This is a genomic window from Pseudomonas sp. FG-3G (assembly GCF_901007645.1).
GTDB lineage: Bacteria > Pseudomonadota > Gammaproteobacteria > Pseudomonadales > Pseudomonadaceae > Aquipseudomonas > Aquipseudomonas rhizophila.
Window position 1 is genome coordinate 111,799 of record NZ_CAAKGZ010000020.1, and the last position, 14,729, is coordinate 126,527.

Sequence of the window (14,729 nt, forward strand, 5' to 3'; positions counted from 1 at the left end):
ATGCCCCTGATCGGATGCATCGCCGATGACTTCACCGGAGCGACCGACCTTGCCAGCATGCTCGTGCGCGGCGGTGCTCGCACTGTGCAGACCATTGGTGTCCCGCACGGGCCCTTGGCGGTGGGTGAAGCCGACGCCCTGGTGGTGGCACTCAAATCGCGCAACCTGGCGCCCGATGAAGCCGTCGCTCAGTCGCTGCAGGCGCTGGAGTGGTTGCGCCAGCAGGGCTGCCGACAGTTCTACTTCAAGTATTGCTCGACGTTCGACTCCACCGCTGAGGGCAACATCGGCCCGGTCAGCGATGCGTTGCTTCAAGCCCTGGGCAGCGACTTCACCGTGGCCTGTCCGGCCTTTCCGGAAAACCGCCGCAGCGTGTTCAACGGCTACCTGTTCGCCAATGACGTGCTGCTCAACGAAAGCGGGATGCAGGACCATCCACTCACGCCTATGCGCGACGCCAACCTGCTGCGCGTGTTGCAGCCGCAGACACGCCACCCGGTCGGCCTGATCGACTACCGGACCCTGCGCGCCGGCGTCGAGGCGACCCGTCAGCGGATCGCCGCGTTGCGCGCCGAGGGCGTGGGCATCGCCATCAGCGACGCTATCGATAATGAAGATTTGCAGGTGCTCGGCGCGGCCTGTGCCGATCTGCCGTTGGTCACGGCCGGCTCGGGGCTGGCGCTGGGCATGGCCCAGGATTGGCAGGCCAGAGGGCTGTTGCAGGCCAACGGCGAAGCCAGCCGGCTGGAGGCGGGGTGGGGGCGCCAGGCGATTCTCAGCGGTAGCTGTTCGCGAGCGACCCTCGGCCAGATCGAGCAGGCGGCAGCGGTCTATCCTGCCTTTCGTCTTGAGGCCGCCGAGCTGATGGCCCGCGGTGACGCACTGGTGGCCGAGGCCCTGGCCTGGGCTGCCGGCCACCCGGGGCCGGTGCTGATCTATGCCAGCAGTCCAGCCGACGAGGTACGCCGGGTGCAACAACAGTTCGGTGCGCAGCAGGTCGGTGAACGCATTGAATCGGCCCTGGCGGCGATTGCCCGTGCGCTGGTCGAACAGCAGGGCGTGGGCCAATTGCTGGTGGCCGGTGGCGAAACCTCCGGCGCAGTGGTCGGCGCGCTGGGCATCGAAGGTTTGCGCATCGGGCCGAGCATCGACCCCGGCGTGCCTTGGACCCAGACGCTCGGCCAATCCGGTCGGCCGCTGACGCTGGCGCTCAAGTCCGGTAACTTCGGTAGCGCCGATTTCATGATCAAGGCCTGGGAGATGCTGGCATGACAGAAAGCCAATTGCGCGAAGAGATCGTCGAGATCGGCCGTTCCCTCTACCTGCGTGGGCTCAGCCCTGGCTCCTCCGGGAATATCAGCGTGCGTCTGGACGATGGCTGGCTGCTGACACCGACCAACGCCTGTCTCGGTCGTCTGGACCCGGCCGACATCGCCAAGCTCGACTGGCAAGGTAACCACCTGGCCGGCAAACCCGCCTCCAAGGAAGCATTCCTGCACCGTGCCGTCTATGAAGGCCGTGAAGATTCCGGTGCCATCGTGCACTTGCATTGCACGCACTCGGCGGCGGTCTCGTGCCTGGATTGCCTGGACGCGACGTCTTGCCTGCCACCGCTGACACCCTATTTCGTCATGCGTGTGGGGCGCTTGCCGCTGATTCCGTACCACCGGCCCGGTGATCCGCGGCTGGGTGAGGCGATTCGCGGGCTGGTCGGACAGCACAGTTCGGTGTTGCTGGCCAATCACGGGCCGGTCGTTTCGGGCAAGAGCCTGGAGGCGGCCACTTATGCCATCGAAGAACTCGAAGAAACCGCCAAGCTCTACCTGTTGCTGCGCCAGCAGCCGGTACGGGCGCTGGACGACGAACAAATCGAAGAACTGCGCCAGACCTTCGGCGCCCAATGGTGACTGCAATGCCACGTTTCGCTGCCAACCTCAGCATGATGTTCAACGACGCACCTTTCCTGGATCGCTTCGGCCGAGCCGCCAAGGCCGGCTTCAAGGGCGTGGAATACCTGTTCCCTTATGAGTTCGCACCGGCCGAACTGGCCGGACGTTTGGCCGAGCACGGGCTTAGCCAAGTGCTGTTCAACCTGCCACCGGGGGATTTTGCCGCGGGCGAGCGCGGCATCGCGGCGTTACCGGGGCGCGAGGCGGAATTTCGTGAAAGTGTCGACCGGGCCATCGAATACGCCCACGCCCTGGGCTGCCCCAAACTGCACGCAATGGCCGGACTGGTGAGTGACGAGAGCCAGCGTCCGCGCATGCGCGAGGTCTATCTGGAGAACCTGCGTTACGCCGCACGACGTTTGGCCGAGCACCAACTGACACTGCTGATCGAGCCGATCAACACCCGCTCGATTCCGGGTTACTTCATCAATCGCCAGACCGAGGGCCATGCAATTCTGGCCGAACTGGGCGAGCCGAATCTGCGTGTGCAACTGGACCTGTTCCATGCACAAATCATGGAAGGCGATCTGATTGCCGGTTTCCAGCGCTTCCAGGCCGGTGTCGGGCATATCCAGATTGCCGGCGTGCCGGATCGGCACGAACCGGACCTGGGAGAAGTGAACTACCCGTACCTGTTCAAACTGCTCGACGAGGCCGGCTACGATGGCTGGATCGGCTGCGAGTACAACCCTCGCGGCCTGACCGAGGATGGCCTGGGCTGGTTTGCGCCTTGGCGCTGAGCTGAGAGGGGGAGGGGCGTCCAGGCAGGGCGTGAGGGAATGCTACGAATGCAGACCCTCCCATGTTTACATGCATCGCTATTGACGCGCACCTCTGCGCCGATCTCTGGCTAGCTAACAAAAAAAGAGCTTGGCTGGAAGCGTGCGAGGCGCCTATCTAACGTGTGAGGGTAGGTTATGCAAGGTCTGATGTTCGTAATGTTAGTACGGAAGAGGCCTCGGCATCCTCTCTGCACGACATCTACTCGGCAATCTGGCTTATTATTCAAGGTGCCGAGACTGACGGGGCTGACTGTGGAGTATCTGTTATTACTTTAATGGCCTTTGAAACCTGCTCTAGGCCGCTAGGTGTTTTTATAAGTTGAAGAGTTGTTGGGCTTGAAAGGTATTCTGTTTTTAATCCAAGACTTGATGCCTCAGCACTAAGGCGCTCCTTGACGTAGGTTTCACATGCTTTCTCCAGCGGAGTGAAGTCCGTATTCGCCGCAGTCCCACTGGCAGCTCGTTCAGCTTTATCCCGAAAGGACGATGTTTGGAGTATATCCGTGCAAACGAACATTGAGTTTACACTCTCGGTGTTGTGGTTGGTTTGCTCGACCAGGCTGAGAATTGCTCCAGTTATTATCTTAACGTTTTGATCTGTCAAATTAGTTGAGTCTGATGAGCGGTTTTCCTCAACTTCAACATCACCTTGGGCCTTTACGCTTCCTCGCTGCGACGCTTTAAGATCCTTCTTTAAAGCATCAAGAGTAGCCTTTAACTCTTTGGCCTTCTCGGAGTTCTTGTCTTCAATCTCCATAAGGCTAGATTCCATATCCGTTATCTGCTGTTGCTTTTTTACAAGACTTGACGAGTATGACTCAGCAGTGGTTGTTAGCTTTATGTTTGGTGCTTTCAATACTCCGGTTAGTTGCTCAATCGCCATCAGGGCAATCGTATTCTGCTGATTCTTGGCCAGGAGAGTTTGATATGTATAAGGGGAGACCCCTTGGTTTGCATATGCTTGGCATATGCTGTAGAGCTGGTCGCGTAATAGTTGAATTGACTGGGTTCTCAAACCGATGCTGGCTGCATTTTCGGAGTATGCTGCGGCAAGGTTGACCCCGGCTTTGGTTTCACCGCTCAAGCTCGCTGCCAGGGCAGTAAGGGCGTCGGGGCTAGGTTCGGAACAGGTAATTCTTCGAGTGAGTTCTTTGTCTCCAAAAAGCTCTTTTCTTTCGGTGACGATGGCAAGTCGTTTGTCAGCTTCAAGCTCCTTGTAGTACGTGAACTGGTTGCAACCAGAGATTAGAGAGCAGAGAAGGAGCATCGAGAGCGGCGTAGAGTTCATGTGTTCGTCCTTGATTTTGCGAGGTTTGGAGCCTCGCGAGAGCTACTCGGGGAAGAGTGATGTCAATACGATGGCAAGTATTGTTGAATTTTTCATAAGCGCAAGCGAGGGGCAGTGAAAGCTCTCTGCATGAAAAAAGATGTCATAAACACGTCAGCATCCGTTATGACGAGTCTCCTGGAAGCCGTACATCATCTGACGCCATTACCTACGACCACCACAGAATCCCCCGCATCCATAGGCCACCGGTATCTTATCCCTCGTCACCGCTCGCGGTGACCGGGCGGAGCACCCTGCGGTGGTACTTAGGTGCCTCTCTTGAAGGAACAGGTCGCTCCGCCCGATGTTTGATGGCGCTGTACGCCGGGCCCCTAGGCTTTCTGCCGATGCCCAGTTCTCCGGTCTACTCCGGCGTGCAGTGGCCATCTTTTTAGCAAATCGGCTACTGTGCGAGGGTTCAGCCGACGGCATCAAGGTCGGCCTCTTTGCTGGAGACCCCGTACAGCTGCCTCCCTCCGCCAAGCATCCTTCCAAGCCCATCGAGAGCGGTCGAAGGCCGAAGCCAGTCGCCCAAGACAACCGCCTCCAACCTCAAACCCTCTGCCGAGAAAGCAGATCGTTGCTACGGTCAAATGTAGGCAAATTCCCAAAGCATCCGCCAGCGTATTATCTACGGCAGGATCTCGTTTAAGATCGATGATCCCGAAGCACCCCACAAAACACTGTATTTGCAATAATACAGCCCCAAAAAATAACGAAGAAAAATCGACCCGTTTAATTGCCGTAAACATATCCAGCGCGACACGTTTAAATACATTCCACATTACACCCCAAAGGCTACGAGACCTTGCGTCCTTGCTTACGCATGCGTCAGAATCCGCTGGCTTGTGCGCTTTGCCCCTGGCCTCTATCGTTTACCTGCCACTGCCCATCAGTGGTCGGGTTTAGTCGCCCATCAGGTTTGGTAAGGTGCTTGAACACCGTTCAGTCAGGTCATTTATATTCCTGCACTAAATGGTGGTTGTGCGCAGGGCGTCCTCGGGCGCGCCGGGTTTTACCAATTCCTACCGGTCGACTAACCTGCGTACAGCCGCCACCCTTCTTTTAGTCGAGAACGGTTGCAGCTCCAATGTAGGAATTGTTAACTATGTTCAAAGTAACTCCCAACCCCCCAGATATCGACTCGGTACTCTACGGCAACTCTCTCGACCCCGAAAAGTTGAAAGAGGCGGCAGACCGCGCGCTCAAGCACTACCTGAACCCCGGGGCAACGAAAACGCAGATACAGCCCCGCAAACCCAGCACGATCTTCACCATCGACGCAGCGGTGGATGACGAAACGTTGCTCGTTGAGGCGTGCGAATCCTTGGCATCCGCCAGTGTGATGGTCAGCGACCTCACCGATTTGACGGACGGCCCAAGACGCCAAACGATGCTGGTGCTGCAACGGGTCATCATGTTGGGTGAGTTAGCGGTCAATCGAGTACTGGATAACCACAAGCCTGGGTAGTCGCTAGGCAGGTAGCGAGGGAGCGCTTGCTCCCTTGCTACGCAAACGCCTTCAAACGTGACGCAAAAAACCTAAACCCTATTTACCTCGCCCCAGCGCCCAAGTTTTTCGCGCTCGGCATCAACTCCCATCCCAGGCGCCTGATCAGCGCGCCTACGTACTCAGCAGAACGGCCTGGTCATCATTGACCGGCAAGGCAATATCGGGCTCGCCGGGTGTCAGGATGACCTTGCGACAATCTTCCTGTTTTTTGTCGAATAGCTTGTAGCCCTCGGCGGCCTGTTCCAGGGACAGGCGATGGCTGATGATGACTTCAGGGCTAAGGCGACCGGTCTCGATATGGCCAAGCAGCTCGGGAAGATATCGCTGCACGTGGGTCTGGCCCATTTTGAAGGTCAGGCCTTTGTCGAATGCGTCGCCGAACAGGAAGCCGTGGATGAAACCGGCATACACGCCCGGTACGCTTACGACCCCACCGCGCCTGACCGCCGCAATGCATTGGCGTAACGCCTTGCCGCTGCTGCCTTCGAGTTTAAGCGTAGCCAGCACTGTTTCGGTGGTGCTGCCTTTGGCTTCAAAACCCACGGCATCCACCACGCCGTCCACGCCCCGCATGCCCTTGGTCTGGCGAATGATCGTGTCCGCCGGGTCGTCGTCTTCATCAAAATTGATGGGAATAACGCCATAGGTTTTCTGTGCATAGGCCAGACGATAGGGGTGATGATCGACCATGAAGATCTGGTCGGCGCCCAACATCCGCGCGCAGGCGGCGCTCAGTAAACCGACCGGCCCGGCGCCATAGATGGCAATACTCGAGCCGTTGCCGATCCCGGCGTTGGTCACCGCTTGAAAGGCGGTTGGCAAGATGTCCGAGAGGAACAGCACCTTCTCGTCCGAGAGGGTTCCCGGCACTTTGAAAGGCCCGGTGTTGGCCTTTGGTACCCTTACATACTCAGCTTGTCCGCCAGGGATACCGCCGTACAAATGACTGAAACCGAACAAAGCTGCCCCGGGCGGGATTGCCTTCTTGTTCAGAATCGCGCCACGACCCGTGTTGGTCGTTTCGCAAGCGGCGAACAAATCCATCTGACAGAAGAAACAGCTGCCGCAGGCGATAACGAAAGGCACCACCACTCGATCGCCGGGTTGAACGGCGGTCACCGCTGAACCGGCCTCTTCAACGATTCCCATGAACTCATGGCCGAAGATGTCGCCATGTTCGACAGCGGGAATTTTTCCGCGATAAAGGTGCAGATCGGAACCACAAATCGCCGTTGCCGTGACACGCAGAATGATGTCGTCACTGTCCTCCAGGACCGGGTCGGGGACCGTGTCGACTTTCACACTGTGTGCACCGTGGTAAGTGAGTGCTCTCATGACTTCCTGCCTCTGGGTCGCGTGGTGATATAGGGCAGAGGCGGGAGGCTGGATGGAAGTTCAGAGCATTAGCGCGGGCACGTGACTGGCGGTCATCATCTACTCATGCACCGTCACCCGATTGCGCCCGGTTTTTTTGGACGTATACAACGCCTGGTCGGCCCGGGCGATCAGTTCGGCGTGGCCGGTCGAGGGCTGGCTCAGGTCTGCCACTCCAAGGCTGATGGTGAAACGGATGCTCTGGTCGTTGTACAGCACCTGCAGTTCTTCGACGGCCTTGCGCAGGCGCTCGGCGAACATCCGGGCACCGGTCTGGTCGGTGTCCGACAGCACCACGCCGAACTCCTCGCCGCCATAACGCCCGGCCACGTCGGAGTCGCGTACGTGTTCGCGCAGAAGCCTGGCGACCTGTTCGATGACCTTGTCTCCGGCCTGATGGCCATAGGTGTCGTTGACTCGTTTGAAGTGGTCGATATCGAGCATCACCAGGCTCAAGGCATTGCCATAGCGCTGATGCCGCGCATAGGCAGCTTTCAGGTTCGCCTCCCAATGACCGCGGTTGTACAGCCCGGTCAGTCGATCGGTACTGGAGAGCTGCTGCAATTGCGCATTGGCGGCCTGTAGTTGATGCCGGTTGGTGGCGACGTCGGTGACGTCATAAATCACCAGGCAGATGTGACTGATCGTGTTGTCGGGCGAGCGCAGCGGTAACAGCGTGGTGTTCTGGTACATGAACTCTTCCTGGCCGGTGATCGGCTGGTAGCTCTTGAACCGCACCAGATAGGGACGCTGCTCCCAGACAGTGAACGCTGGGGTGCCCAGGGCCGCGACGCTTTCTACCTTGCGGCTGAACCACTGGCGATCGATTTCCGGGAACAGGCTGAAAAAATGCTGGTCGTGGGCGTCCTTTGGCTGCACCCCGGAGCGGTTCTCCATGAACGTGTTCCAGACCTGCACGCGGTAGTCGCGGTCCAGCACCACCACACCGACATCGATGCTCTGAACAATGGCCAGCAACCAGTGAAACTCGTTCAGATCAATGGAATCAGGCATGGCTCAGGTCATCAGGTAGGTGAGTTTTTGGGTCAGCCGCTCGATCGAGTCTTCCGTGAACAGTAACAATAGATCGAAACGAATATCGTGCCCTTCCAGGCTGTAGCTGATTTCCACCGCCAGGGTCTTTTTCCAGTGCTTGCGGTTGACTTGAATCAGCTCCTCGATGGCCGCGTGCTGGCCGAGAATCTGCGGATGCCCCTGAGAAAACACCACGTCGATCTGTTCGGCAATGCTGCTCAGGCAAGCGCCGATCAGAACACTGGAGAGGTCCAGCAGCATTTCCAGGTCCGAATAGTCGCTGCTTTGGCGTTGCATCAGTTGCGCTATGTCAGCAATTTCCGACTCGTGAAATATCAGCAGGGCTTCGCCGGCAATCCCGCTGCCAATAAAGCCCTGGCAGATGGCGGTGAGTTGTTCAGAGCTACCGGCATCGTTCAGCGCCATGTGCAGCTCACCCACCTCAAGGATATTCACGTTCGGTACCGGTAACTGCACAAACACACCCAGCACCTTGGCGATCAGGGCGGCGGCCTGGCCGATGGCAACGTTGACCGTCTCGCGAAACGCATCGTGAAAACTGATGGCCGTGTTCGTTGCCGGACGATTTTGCGGCGGCGTCTGGCCGGGTTTCGTCAGCAGGCCCAACTGGCTGAGCGTCTGGCGCAGTTCGTTTTCGTCGAAAGGTTTTTTCAGGAATGCCAATGCGCCCAGCTCAAGCACGCGGCGTACCGCCTGTTCCTGTACGTCACCGGAGATCACGATGACTTGCGTCTTCAAGCCTTCGGTGCGCAAGGCGCTCAACACCTGGTAACCATCCATCTCCGGCATGGTCAGGTCCAGCAGCACCACCTGGCCCAGCCCCTGGCGTATGGCGTCCATGGCCTGGCGACCATTGCTGGCCTCGGTGACCGAGACCGGCCAGTCCGCCGGCAGCGCCCGTAGCACCTGCTTACGGGCCATGTTGGAGTCGTCACATACCACTAAGGGAATCACTGACACTGGGGCGCCCATTTGAATTGAACGGCAGCCGAGGCCTTCAGGCAGGCCACGCATTGCATTGAACTAAAAACTGGACCAATAAGTCAGGCTAGTCAAATGCACTTCATCCATTTCGGGAGTCTGTCCAATGCGCAACTACACGGTGAATTACCTGTTCAACGACGCGCCTCGCACACACGCGTTCGAGCTCAAGCAGCTTCAACTGCCCGTCCATGAAGCCGCGATGCACCTGCTCCAGCTGCATTTTGGAGATGCAGAGAACGGCCTGATCATGCCCACCGCGGATGCGACGCCTGCGCAGATCCTGGAGCAGGCCGAGCGGGTAGGGCTGACGCAAATCAGGGTTGTCGATCAGCACATAATTGATTAATTAAAATAACCAGTTGTTCTGGTTTTTTGATCGTGAACCGTGTTTTACCGCCCATGAAAAACACCCACTACGGGTTTCCTTCTTTGCTGGTCTGAACCGGATATTATCGGTACTTCCGTTTGTTTATAGGGCTTATAGCCTCGCGTCTGGATATTTGTAAATTAAGAAACCTAGTGGTTTCCTTTCTGTTGTTTTTTGGCATACTCACCCAGCGAGTCGACATAGATGTCTGCTCGAAATGGTATTTAGTGCTGTCTAATAACAATATAACCAGCAGGAACCCACGCCATGCACAGTCCCGATCACGACGCTACGCCAGTCGGCGCCGAACAACTCACTGCCACGCTCGCACGGATGAAACAGGCCCACTTGGTTGACGGACCGGCCAGCCTGGAGCTGCGCCGCGACCGCCTCGATCGGGCCATTGCGCTACTGCTGGACAATCGTGACGCCATCGTCGCAGCGGTGTCGGCGGACTTCGGCAATCGTAGCCGCGAGCAGACGCTGCTTTCCGATATCGGCGGTTCGGTGGCAAGCCTCAAGCATTGCCGTGAGCATCTGGCCGAGTGGATGCAAGCGCAATCGCATCCGTCACCCTTCCCCGGCAGCGAGGCGCGGGTCGAGTACCAGCCGTTGGGCGTGGTGGGCGTGATCAGCCCCTGGAATTTTCCCATCGTACTGGCGTTCGGGCCTCTGGCGAGCATCTTCGCCGCCGGTAACCGGGCCATGCTCAAACCCTCGGAACTGACCCCACGCACCTCGGCATTGATGGGCGAATTGATCGCCCGATATTTTGACGAGAATGAACTCACCACGGTGCTGGGCGATGCCGAAGTCGGCGCGCTGTTCAGTGCCCAGCCGTTCGATCACCTGATCTTTACCGGTGGTACGGCGGTGGCTCGGCACATCATGCGTGCAGCCTCGGACAATCTGGTGCCGGTGACCCTGGAGCTGGGGGGCAAGTCGCCCGTGCTGGTGTCCCGTAGCGCCGATCTGGCGACGGTGGTGCAGCGGGTCATGACCGTGAAGACCTTCAACGCCGGGCAAATCTGCCTGGCCCCGGACTACGTGCTGCTGCCGGAAGAATGCCTGGAAGACTTCGTCGCCGAGGCGGTGCGCTTCGTCGGTGCCATGTACCCCTCCTTGCACAGCAACCCGGACTACACCTCCATCATCAACCCACGCAATTTTGACCGCCTGCAGGGTTATCTGGCCGATGCTCGCGCCAAAGGGGCGCGGCTGATCGAGATCAACCCGGCGCAGGAAGACCTGGGCGATCGCCAGACCCGCAAGATCGCTCCGACGCTAGTGCTGGATGCCACTGAACAGATGCAGGTGCTGCGCGAGGAAATCTTCGGCCCGCTGTTGCCGATCAAGACCTATCGCGATTTCGCCACGGCGATTGACTACGTCAACGGTCAACCTCGGCCCCTTGCCGCTTATTACTTCGGCGAGGACGCCGGTGAGCGCCAGCAGGTGCTGGAGCGCACGACTTCGGGCGGTGTGGTGATCAATGATGTCATGAGTCATGTGGTGTTCGAGGCGCTGCCGTTTGGCGGTGTCGGTCACTCGGGTATGGGGGCGTATCACGGTGTCTACGGTTTCCGTACGTTCAGCCATGCCAAGGCGGTGGTGGTGCAGAGCCCGCTCGGTGAGTCCAACCTGGCAATGCGCGCGCCTTACGGCGCAATGATCCATGGTTTGCTGGATCAATTGCTGACTGCCCACTGAGTCTTCAGGAGTTTGATCATGAACGTGTTGTCGACTCTCAAGGCCAAGCTGCTGCGTGCCTTTGCCAAGCGCATGAAAGCCAAGTTCACCTATGACGCGGCGCAGTATCCGTTGCGCCTGTTCGAGGAGAAGCTCATCCCCACGGCGTGGGGCCCGGCACGGGCCTTGTTCTATTGGCCCCAGGCGCCGTCCAGCGAACCTTTGCCCGTGTACCTGAACCTGCATGGCGGCGGTTTTGTGGCCGGGGTGCCGGAGCATGACGACAGCTATTGCCGGCGGTTGGCCCACAACCTGGGTTGCCTGGTGGTCAATCTGGATTATGTCCTGGCCCCCGAGTTTCCCTTTCCCGCCGGCTTGCGACAGAGCTTCGCGGTGCTTGAGTGGCTGGCCGACCAGGCCGCGACCCTGGGCATCGACCCACAACGCATCGCAGTCGGTGGGCACAGCGCCGGCGGTAACCTGGCCACCGGCGTGGCCAATCTGGCGCGGGAGCACCAACGGCTGCGGGTGGTGCATCAGGTCATCGACTATGCGGCCGTGGACTTAGCCGCGGATCCCGAACTCAAGCGCTCGACCTCTGACAAACCCTTGCTCGGCCCGGGCCTGATGCGCTTCTTCAATCGCTGTTACCTGAGCGATCCGGCGCATGCCCGCGACCCTCTGGCATCGCCGTTACTGGCGACGGTCGAGCAATTGCAGGGCATGCCCCCCGCGACGGTGATCACTGCCGAGTACGATATCCTGCTCGCCGAGGGGCAGGCCTACGCGCAGAAACTGCGTCAGGCCGGTGTGGCGGTGACCGAGAGAATGTTCACCGGGTGCGACCATATGTTCACTCACCTGGGACCGGATGCTTCGGCACAGCAGGCGTGGCAGCTCATCGAAGACTCCCTGCGCGAGGCGTTTTCGAGCAGGCTGCACTAAGCTGGGCACCTTTGTGAAACCACCATCAGGACACGCGCACCATGCTGTTCAACAGGACCCGTAATGCCTGAAACCGTAATGCCTGAAACCACCGGGCTGCCCACCCGGCGCGGTCGTCCGCCGGTGCGCAGCCGTCAGGAGCAGATGGCCTCGCTGTTGGATGCGGCGGCGCAGGCGCTTGGCAGCGGCAATTTTGCCAACGTCACCATGGATGCCATCGCCCGCGCCGCCGGGATCTCCAAGAAGACCCTGTACCTGTTGGTGGCGAGCAAGGAAGCGTTGCTCTCGCAACTGGTGGCCAGGGACTTGTCCACCCTTGAACTGCTGTTGGAAAGCGGTATTGATTGCGCCGAGGACCTGCTCAGCGAGTTGCGCATGTACCTGACGTTATGGGCGCGCCTGACCCTGTCGCCGTTGGCGCTGGGGCTCTACCTGTTGGCTGCCCAGGGACGCGAAACGGCGCCGGGCCTTGCCAGGATCTGGTATCAGGAAGGTGCCGGGCGCTGCCTGAGCTTGTTGCGCGGCTGGCTGGGCAAGGCCGCCGGCAAGGGATTGTTGGCACACGAAGATGTCGAGTCAGCGGTGGAGCTGATCGACTCGCTGTTGATTTCCCAGCCGCTCAAGCTGTTCACCCTTGGGGTCCAACAGGCCTGGTCCGACGAGCAGATCGAGCAGCGGGTCGAGGTGACCTTGGGCCTGTTCGGCCGCTGCTTTATCCATCGACCATCTACGCCATGAGATGCGCCTATTCGCTGGTCGAGCGACGCGACAGGCGATAGGACAACTGAGCACGGGTCAGACCCAGACGGCGGGCCGCTTCAGAGACGTTGCCTTTCACTTCGCCCAGGCAGTGGTCAATGATGGTGTCCTCGATCTCTTGCAACGACAGCCGGCTCGGATCCTTGCCGCCGAACAGTTCCAGACTCGCACCACTGCCGGTACTGGCTGCGGCGCTCGTTGCATGGCGGGCCGGCGGCGGGTCGTTGGGGCTCGCAGCCAGTTGGCCACGGGTGCCGATGGAGAACATGGGCTGGGCCAGGCGTTCACCACTGGTAAACAAGTGCGCCAGGTCGATGGCGCCGCCGTCCGGGGCGCTGATCACGCCGCGCTCCACCAGGTTCTGTAACTCGCGGATATTGCCCGGGAAGTCATAGGCCAGCAGCGTATCGGCCGTGCGCGGCGTGAAGCCGCTGATCTGCCGACCATGGCGCTGGGTGAAGCGATGCAGGAAGTGGGTCATCAGCAGCGGGATGTCTTCCTTGCGTTCGCGCAGCGGCGGCAGATGGATCGGAAATACATTCAAGCGAAAGAACAGATCTTCACGAAACTCGCCACGTTGCGCGGCGGCGCGAAGGTCGACGTTGGTCGCGGCGACCACCCGCACATCGACCTTCAACGTGCGGCTGCCACCGACTCGCTCGACTTCGCCCTCCTGCAAGGCGCGCAGCAGCTTGCCCTGGGCCACCAGGCTGAGGGTGGCGATCTCGTCAAGGAACAGGGTGCCGCCATCGGCGCGCTCGAAGCGCCCGGCGCGCGATTGAGTGGCACCGGTGTAGGCACCGCGCTCGACGCCGAACAGCTCCGACTCCATCAGGTTTTCCGGGATGGCAGCGCAGTTGATGGCGACGAAGGGTTCATCGTGGCGCGGGCTGATGCGGTGCAGCATCCGCGCAAACATTTCCTTGCCGACGCCGGACTCGCCGGTGAACAGCACCGTTGCCTGGGTCGGCGCGACCCGTCGCAACATGTGGCAGGCGGCGTTGAAGGCCGAGGAAATCCCCACCATGTCGCTGTCTTGTGCGGGAGTCGGATCAACCAGCAAGCTCGTCGGCAGGGCGCCTTTATCGCTGCGGCTATGGGCTGTCACGCTGCGTCCGCCGGTGCTGACGAAAGGTTCGGCGTTCAGGTCGGCCAGGTCCGCTTCGGCGTCGTCCCATTCCTCCGCGGGTTTTCCTATCAGCCGGCAAATGCTGGAACCGGTGGAGCGGCATTCGACCTCGCGGTAGAGAATCAGCCGGCCGACCATTGCCGAGGTGTACCCGGTGGCATAGCCGGTCTGCATCCAGCAGGCCGGTTCGGTGCCGATGCCGTATTGGGCGATGTGCTCATCGTCCTCACTGGAGTGATGCCAGAGGAATTCGCCGTAATAGGTGCCCAGGTTCATGTCGAATTCGAAATGCACCGGCTCGACCTTCACCGCGCCTTCGATCGCATGAATGATCGGGCCGGCGGCGAACAGCGCCAGGATGTCGGCCTCGGGGAAGCGCTCCTTGATCAGGGCGGCGTCGCGGGCGCCGCAATGGTAACCGGTGCGCAACATGATGCCTCGGGCGCGGGCCAGGCCCATGCTTTCAATCAGTTCTCGGCGTAGCGCGCCGATGCCGCTGTTGTGGATCAGCAGCATGCGCGCGCCGTTCAACCAGATGCGACCGTCGCCCGGGCTGAACATCAGGCATTCAGTCAGATCCTGCAGGGTAGGCGGCGCCCCTGGTGGCAGCTGCTCGCTGGCACCCCGCACGGGTTTGTTTGGCGTTGCGCGAGAGAGTTCGGCCAGGGAAATCAGCTTGTTCGCCATCACAAATCCTTAAACGGGATAATCATAATCCGCATAGTGCAGCATGAAATTGCTGAAATCATCACTTTTTTCACACGCCTGAATCCCCCCTCCAGATACCCACATGCCTCTGTTTGCGCTGGATGCCGCGTGCTTGAGCGGTTGCCTTGCGATTACTCAGAGATGGCA

Annotated in this window: 13 protein-coding genes; 8 read left to right on the top strand and 5 right to left on the bottom strand. The window is 59.7% G+C overall.

What is annotated here, in order from left to right:
• From otnK to otnI, 3 genes are read left to right on the top strand one after another with little or no spacing between them, the layout of a single operon-like run.
• Positions 1-1,272 carry a 3-oxo-tetronate kinase gene (gene otnK, locus PSEUDOMOFG3G_RS10250; RefSeq protein ID WP_047225617.1) on the top strand — a complete coding sequence of 424 codons (1,272 nt, stop codon included), beginning with the start codon at positions 1-3 and terminating at the stop codon, positions 1,270-1,272.
• The gene (gene otnC / locus PSEUDOMOFG3G_RS10255) at positions 1,269-1,907 is read left to right on the top strand and encodes a 3-oxo-tetronate 4-phosphate decarboxylase (protein ID WP_047225618.1); all 639 of its coding nucleotides are present in this window, start codon (positions 1,269-1,271) and stop codon (positions 1,905-1,907) included. The genes otnK and otnC overlap by 4 nt, the downstream gene beginning before the upstream one ends.
• Before the next feature lie 5 nt (positions 1,908-1,912).
• A complete protein-coding gene (otnI, locus tag PSEUDOMOFG3G_RS10260) occupies positions 1,913-2,689 on the top strand; it encodes a 2-oxo-tetronate isomerase (RefSeq protein WP_076384251.1) in 777 nt (258 codons plus the stop codon).
• Positions 2,690-2,954: 265 nt separating this feature from the next.
• Here otnI and PSEUDOMOFG3G_RS10265 read toward each other — a convergent pair whose 3' ends face one another.
• A complete protein-coding gene (locus tag PSEUDOMOFG3G_RS10265) occupies positions 2,955-4,019 on the bottom strand; it encodes a hypothetical protein (RefSeq protein WP_139049855.1) in 1,065 nt (354 codons plus the stop codon).
• A gap of 1,147 nt (positions 4,020-5,166) precedes the next feature.
• Between PSEUDOMOFG3G_RS10265 and PSEUDOMOFG3G_RS10270 the strand changes: the two genes are divergently transcribed.
• Entirely contained in the window at positions 5,167-5,529 is a 363-nt protein-coding gene (locus PSEUDOMOFG3G_RS10270) for a DUF6124 family protein (protein ID WP_139049856.1), read from the top strand.
• Between the two features lie 153 nt (positions 5,530-5,682).
• Here the strand turns inward: PSEUDOMOFG3G_RS10270 and PSEUDOMOFG3G_RS10275 are convergent, their stop codons facing one another.
• The 3 genes from PSEUDOMOFG3G_RS10275 to PSEUDOMOFG3G_RS10285 form a co-directional block, all read right to left on the bottom strand.
• A complete protein-coding gene (locus PSEUDOMOFG3G_RS10275; RefSeq protein ID WP_076384253.1) occupies positions 5,683-6,906 on the bottom strand; it encodes a zinc-dependent alcohol dehydrogenase in 1,224 nt (407 codons plus the stop codon).
• A 99-nt stretch (positions 6,907-7,005) separates the two neighbouring features.
• The gene (locus PSEUDOMOFG3G_RS10280; RefSeq protein WP_139049857.1) at positions 7,006-7,959 is read right to left on the bottom strand and encodes a sensor domain-containing diguanylate cyclase; all 954 of its coding nucleotides are present in this window, start codon (positions 7,957-7,959) and stop codon (positions 7,006-7,008) included.
• Between the two features lie 3 nt (positions 7,960-7,962).
• On the bottom strand, positions 7,963-8,973 hold the full coding sequence (locus PSEUDOMOFG3G_RS10285) for a response regulator (protein WP_107323296.1): 1,011 nt from the start codon (positions 8,971-8,973) through the stop codon (positions 7,963-7,965).
• A 115-nt stretch (positions 8,974-9,088) separates the two neighbouring features.
• On the opposite strand from PSEUDOMOFG3G_RS10285, the gene PSEUDOMOFG3G_RS10290 reads away from it, so the two are divergent.
• The 4 genes from PSEUDOMOFG3G_RS10290 (at position 9,089) to PSEUDOMOFG3G_RS10305 (ending at position 12,724) form a co-directional block, all read left to right on the top strand.
• Positions 9,089-9,331 (top strand): hypothetical protein, encoded by a 243-nt coding sequence (locus tag PSEUDOMOFG3G_RS10290; protein ID WP_107322806.1) that lies wholly within the window; start codon positions 9,089-9,091, stop codon positions 9,329-9,331.
• 288 nt (positions 9,332-9,619) lie between these two features.
• Positions 9,620-11,062: a coniferyl aldehyde dehydrogenase gene (locus PSEUDOMOFG3G_RS10295; protein ID WP_139049858.1), complete on the top strand. Its 1,443-nt coding sequence runs from the start codon at positions 9,620-9,622 to the stop codon at positions 11,060-11,062.
• 18 nt (positions 11,063-11,080) lie between these two features.
• Positions 11,081-11,986: an alpha/beta hydrolase gene (locus tag PSEUDOMOFG3G_RS10300; RefSeq protein WP_076384261.1), complete on the top strand. Its 906-nt coding sequence runs from the start codon at positions 11,081-11,083 to the stop codon at positions 11,984-11,986.
• A gap of 63 nt (positions 11,987-12,049) precedes the next feature.
• Positions 12,050-12,724 carry a TetR/AcrR family transcriptional regulator gene (locus PSEUDOMOFG3G_RS10305; protein WP_139049859.1) on the top strand — a complete coding sequence of 225 codons (675 nt, stop codon included), beginning with the start codon at positions 12,050-12,052 and terminating at the stop codon, positions 12,722-12,724.
• A gap of 7 nt (positions 12,725-12,731) precedes the next feature.
• On the opposite strand, the gene PSEUDOMOFG3G_RS10310 is transcribed toward PSEUDOMOFG3G_RS10305, so the two are convergent.
• Positions 12,732-14,561, bottom strand: coding sequence for a sigma-54-dependent Fis family transcriptional regulator (locus PSEUDOMOFG3G_RS10310; protein ID WP_139049860.1), 1,830 nt, complete (start codon positions 14,559-14,561; stop codon positions 12,732-12,734).
• Positions 14,562-14,729: the final 168 nt, after the last annotated feature.

What these genes read in the sequence shown, in the direction of transcription:
- otnK (WP_047225617.1), top strand. Translation starts at nt 1, where the DNA reads ATGCCCCTGATCGGATGCATCGCCGATGACTTCACCGGAGCGACCGAC.
- otnC (WP_047225618.1), top strand. Translation starts at nt 1,269, where the DNA reads ATGACAGAAAGCCAATTGCGCGAAGAGATCGTCGAGATCGGCCGTTCC.
- otnI (WP_076384251.1), top strand. Translation starts at nt 1,913, where the DNA reads ATGCCACGTTTCGCTGCCAACCTCAGCATGATGTTCAACGACGCACCT.
- PSEUDOMOFG3G_RS10265 (WP_139049855.1), bottom strand. Translation starts at nt 4,019, where the DNA reads ATGAACTCTACGCCGCTCTCGATGCTCCTTCTCTGCTCTCTAATCTCT.
- PSEUDOMOFG3G_RS10270 (WP_139049856.1), top strand. Translation starts at nt 5,167, where the DNA reads ATGTTCAAAGTAACTCCCAACCCCCCAGATATCGACTCGGTACTCTAC.
- PSEUDOMOFG3G_RS10275 (WP_076384253.1), bottom strand. Translation starts at nt 6,906, where the DNA reads ATGAGAGCACTCACTTACCACGGTGCACACAGTGTGAAAGTCGACACG.
- PSEUDOMOFG3G_RS10280 (WP_139049857.1), bottom strand. Translation starts at nt 7,959, where the DNA reads ATGCCTGATTCCATTGATCTGAACGAGTTTCACTGGTTGCTGGCCATT.
- PSEUDOMOFG3G_RS10285 (WP_107323296.1), bottom strand. Translation starts at nt 8,973, where the DNA reads ATGGGCGCCCCAGTGTCAGTGATTCCCTTAGTGGTATGTGACGACTCC.
- PSEUDOMOFG3G_RS10290 (WP_107322806.1), top strand. Translation starts at nt 9,089, where the DNA reads ATGCGCAACTACACGGTGAATTACCTGTTCAACGACGCGCCTCGCACA.
- PSEUDOMOFG3G_RS10295 (WP_139049858.1), top strand. Translation starts at nt 9,620, where the DNA reads ATGCACAGTCCCGATCACGACGCTACGCCAGTCGGCGCCGAACAACTC.
- PSEUDOMOFG3G_RS10300 (WP_076384261.1), top strand. Translation starts at nt 11,081, where the DNA reads ATGAACGTGTTGTCGACTCTCAAGGCCAAGCTGCTGCGTGCCTTTGCC.
- PSEUDOMOFG3G_RS10305 (WP_139049859.1), top strand. Translation starts at nt 12,050, where the DNA reads ATGCCTGAAACCGTAATGCCTGAAACCACCGGGCTGCCCACCCGGCGC.
- PSEUDOMOFG3G_RS10310 (WP_139049860.1), bottom strand. Translation starts at nt 14,561, where the DNA reads ATGGCGAACAAGCTGATTTCCCTGGCCGAACTCTCTCGCGCAACGCCA.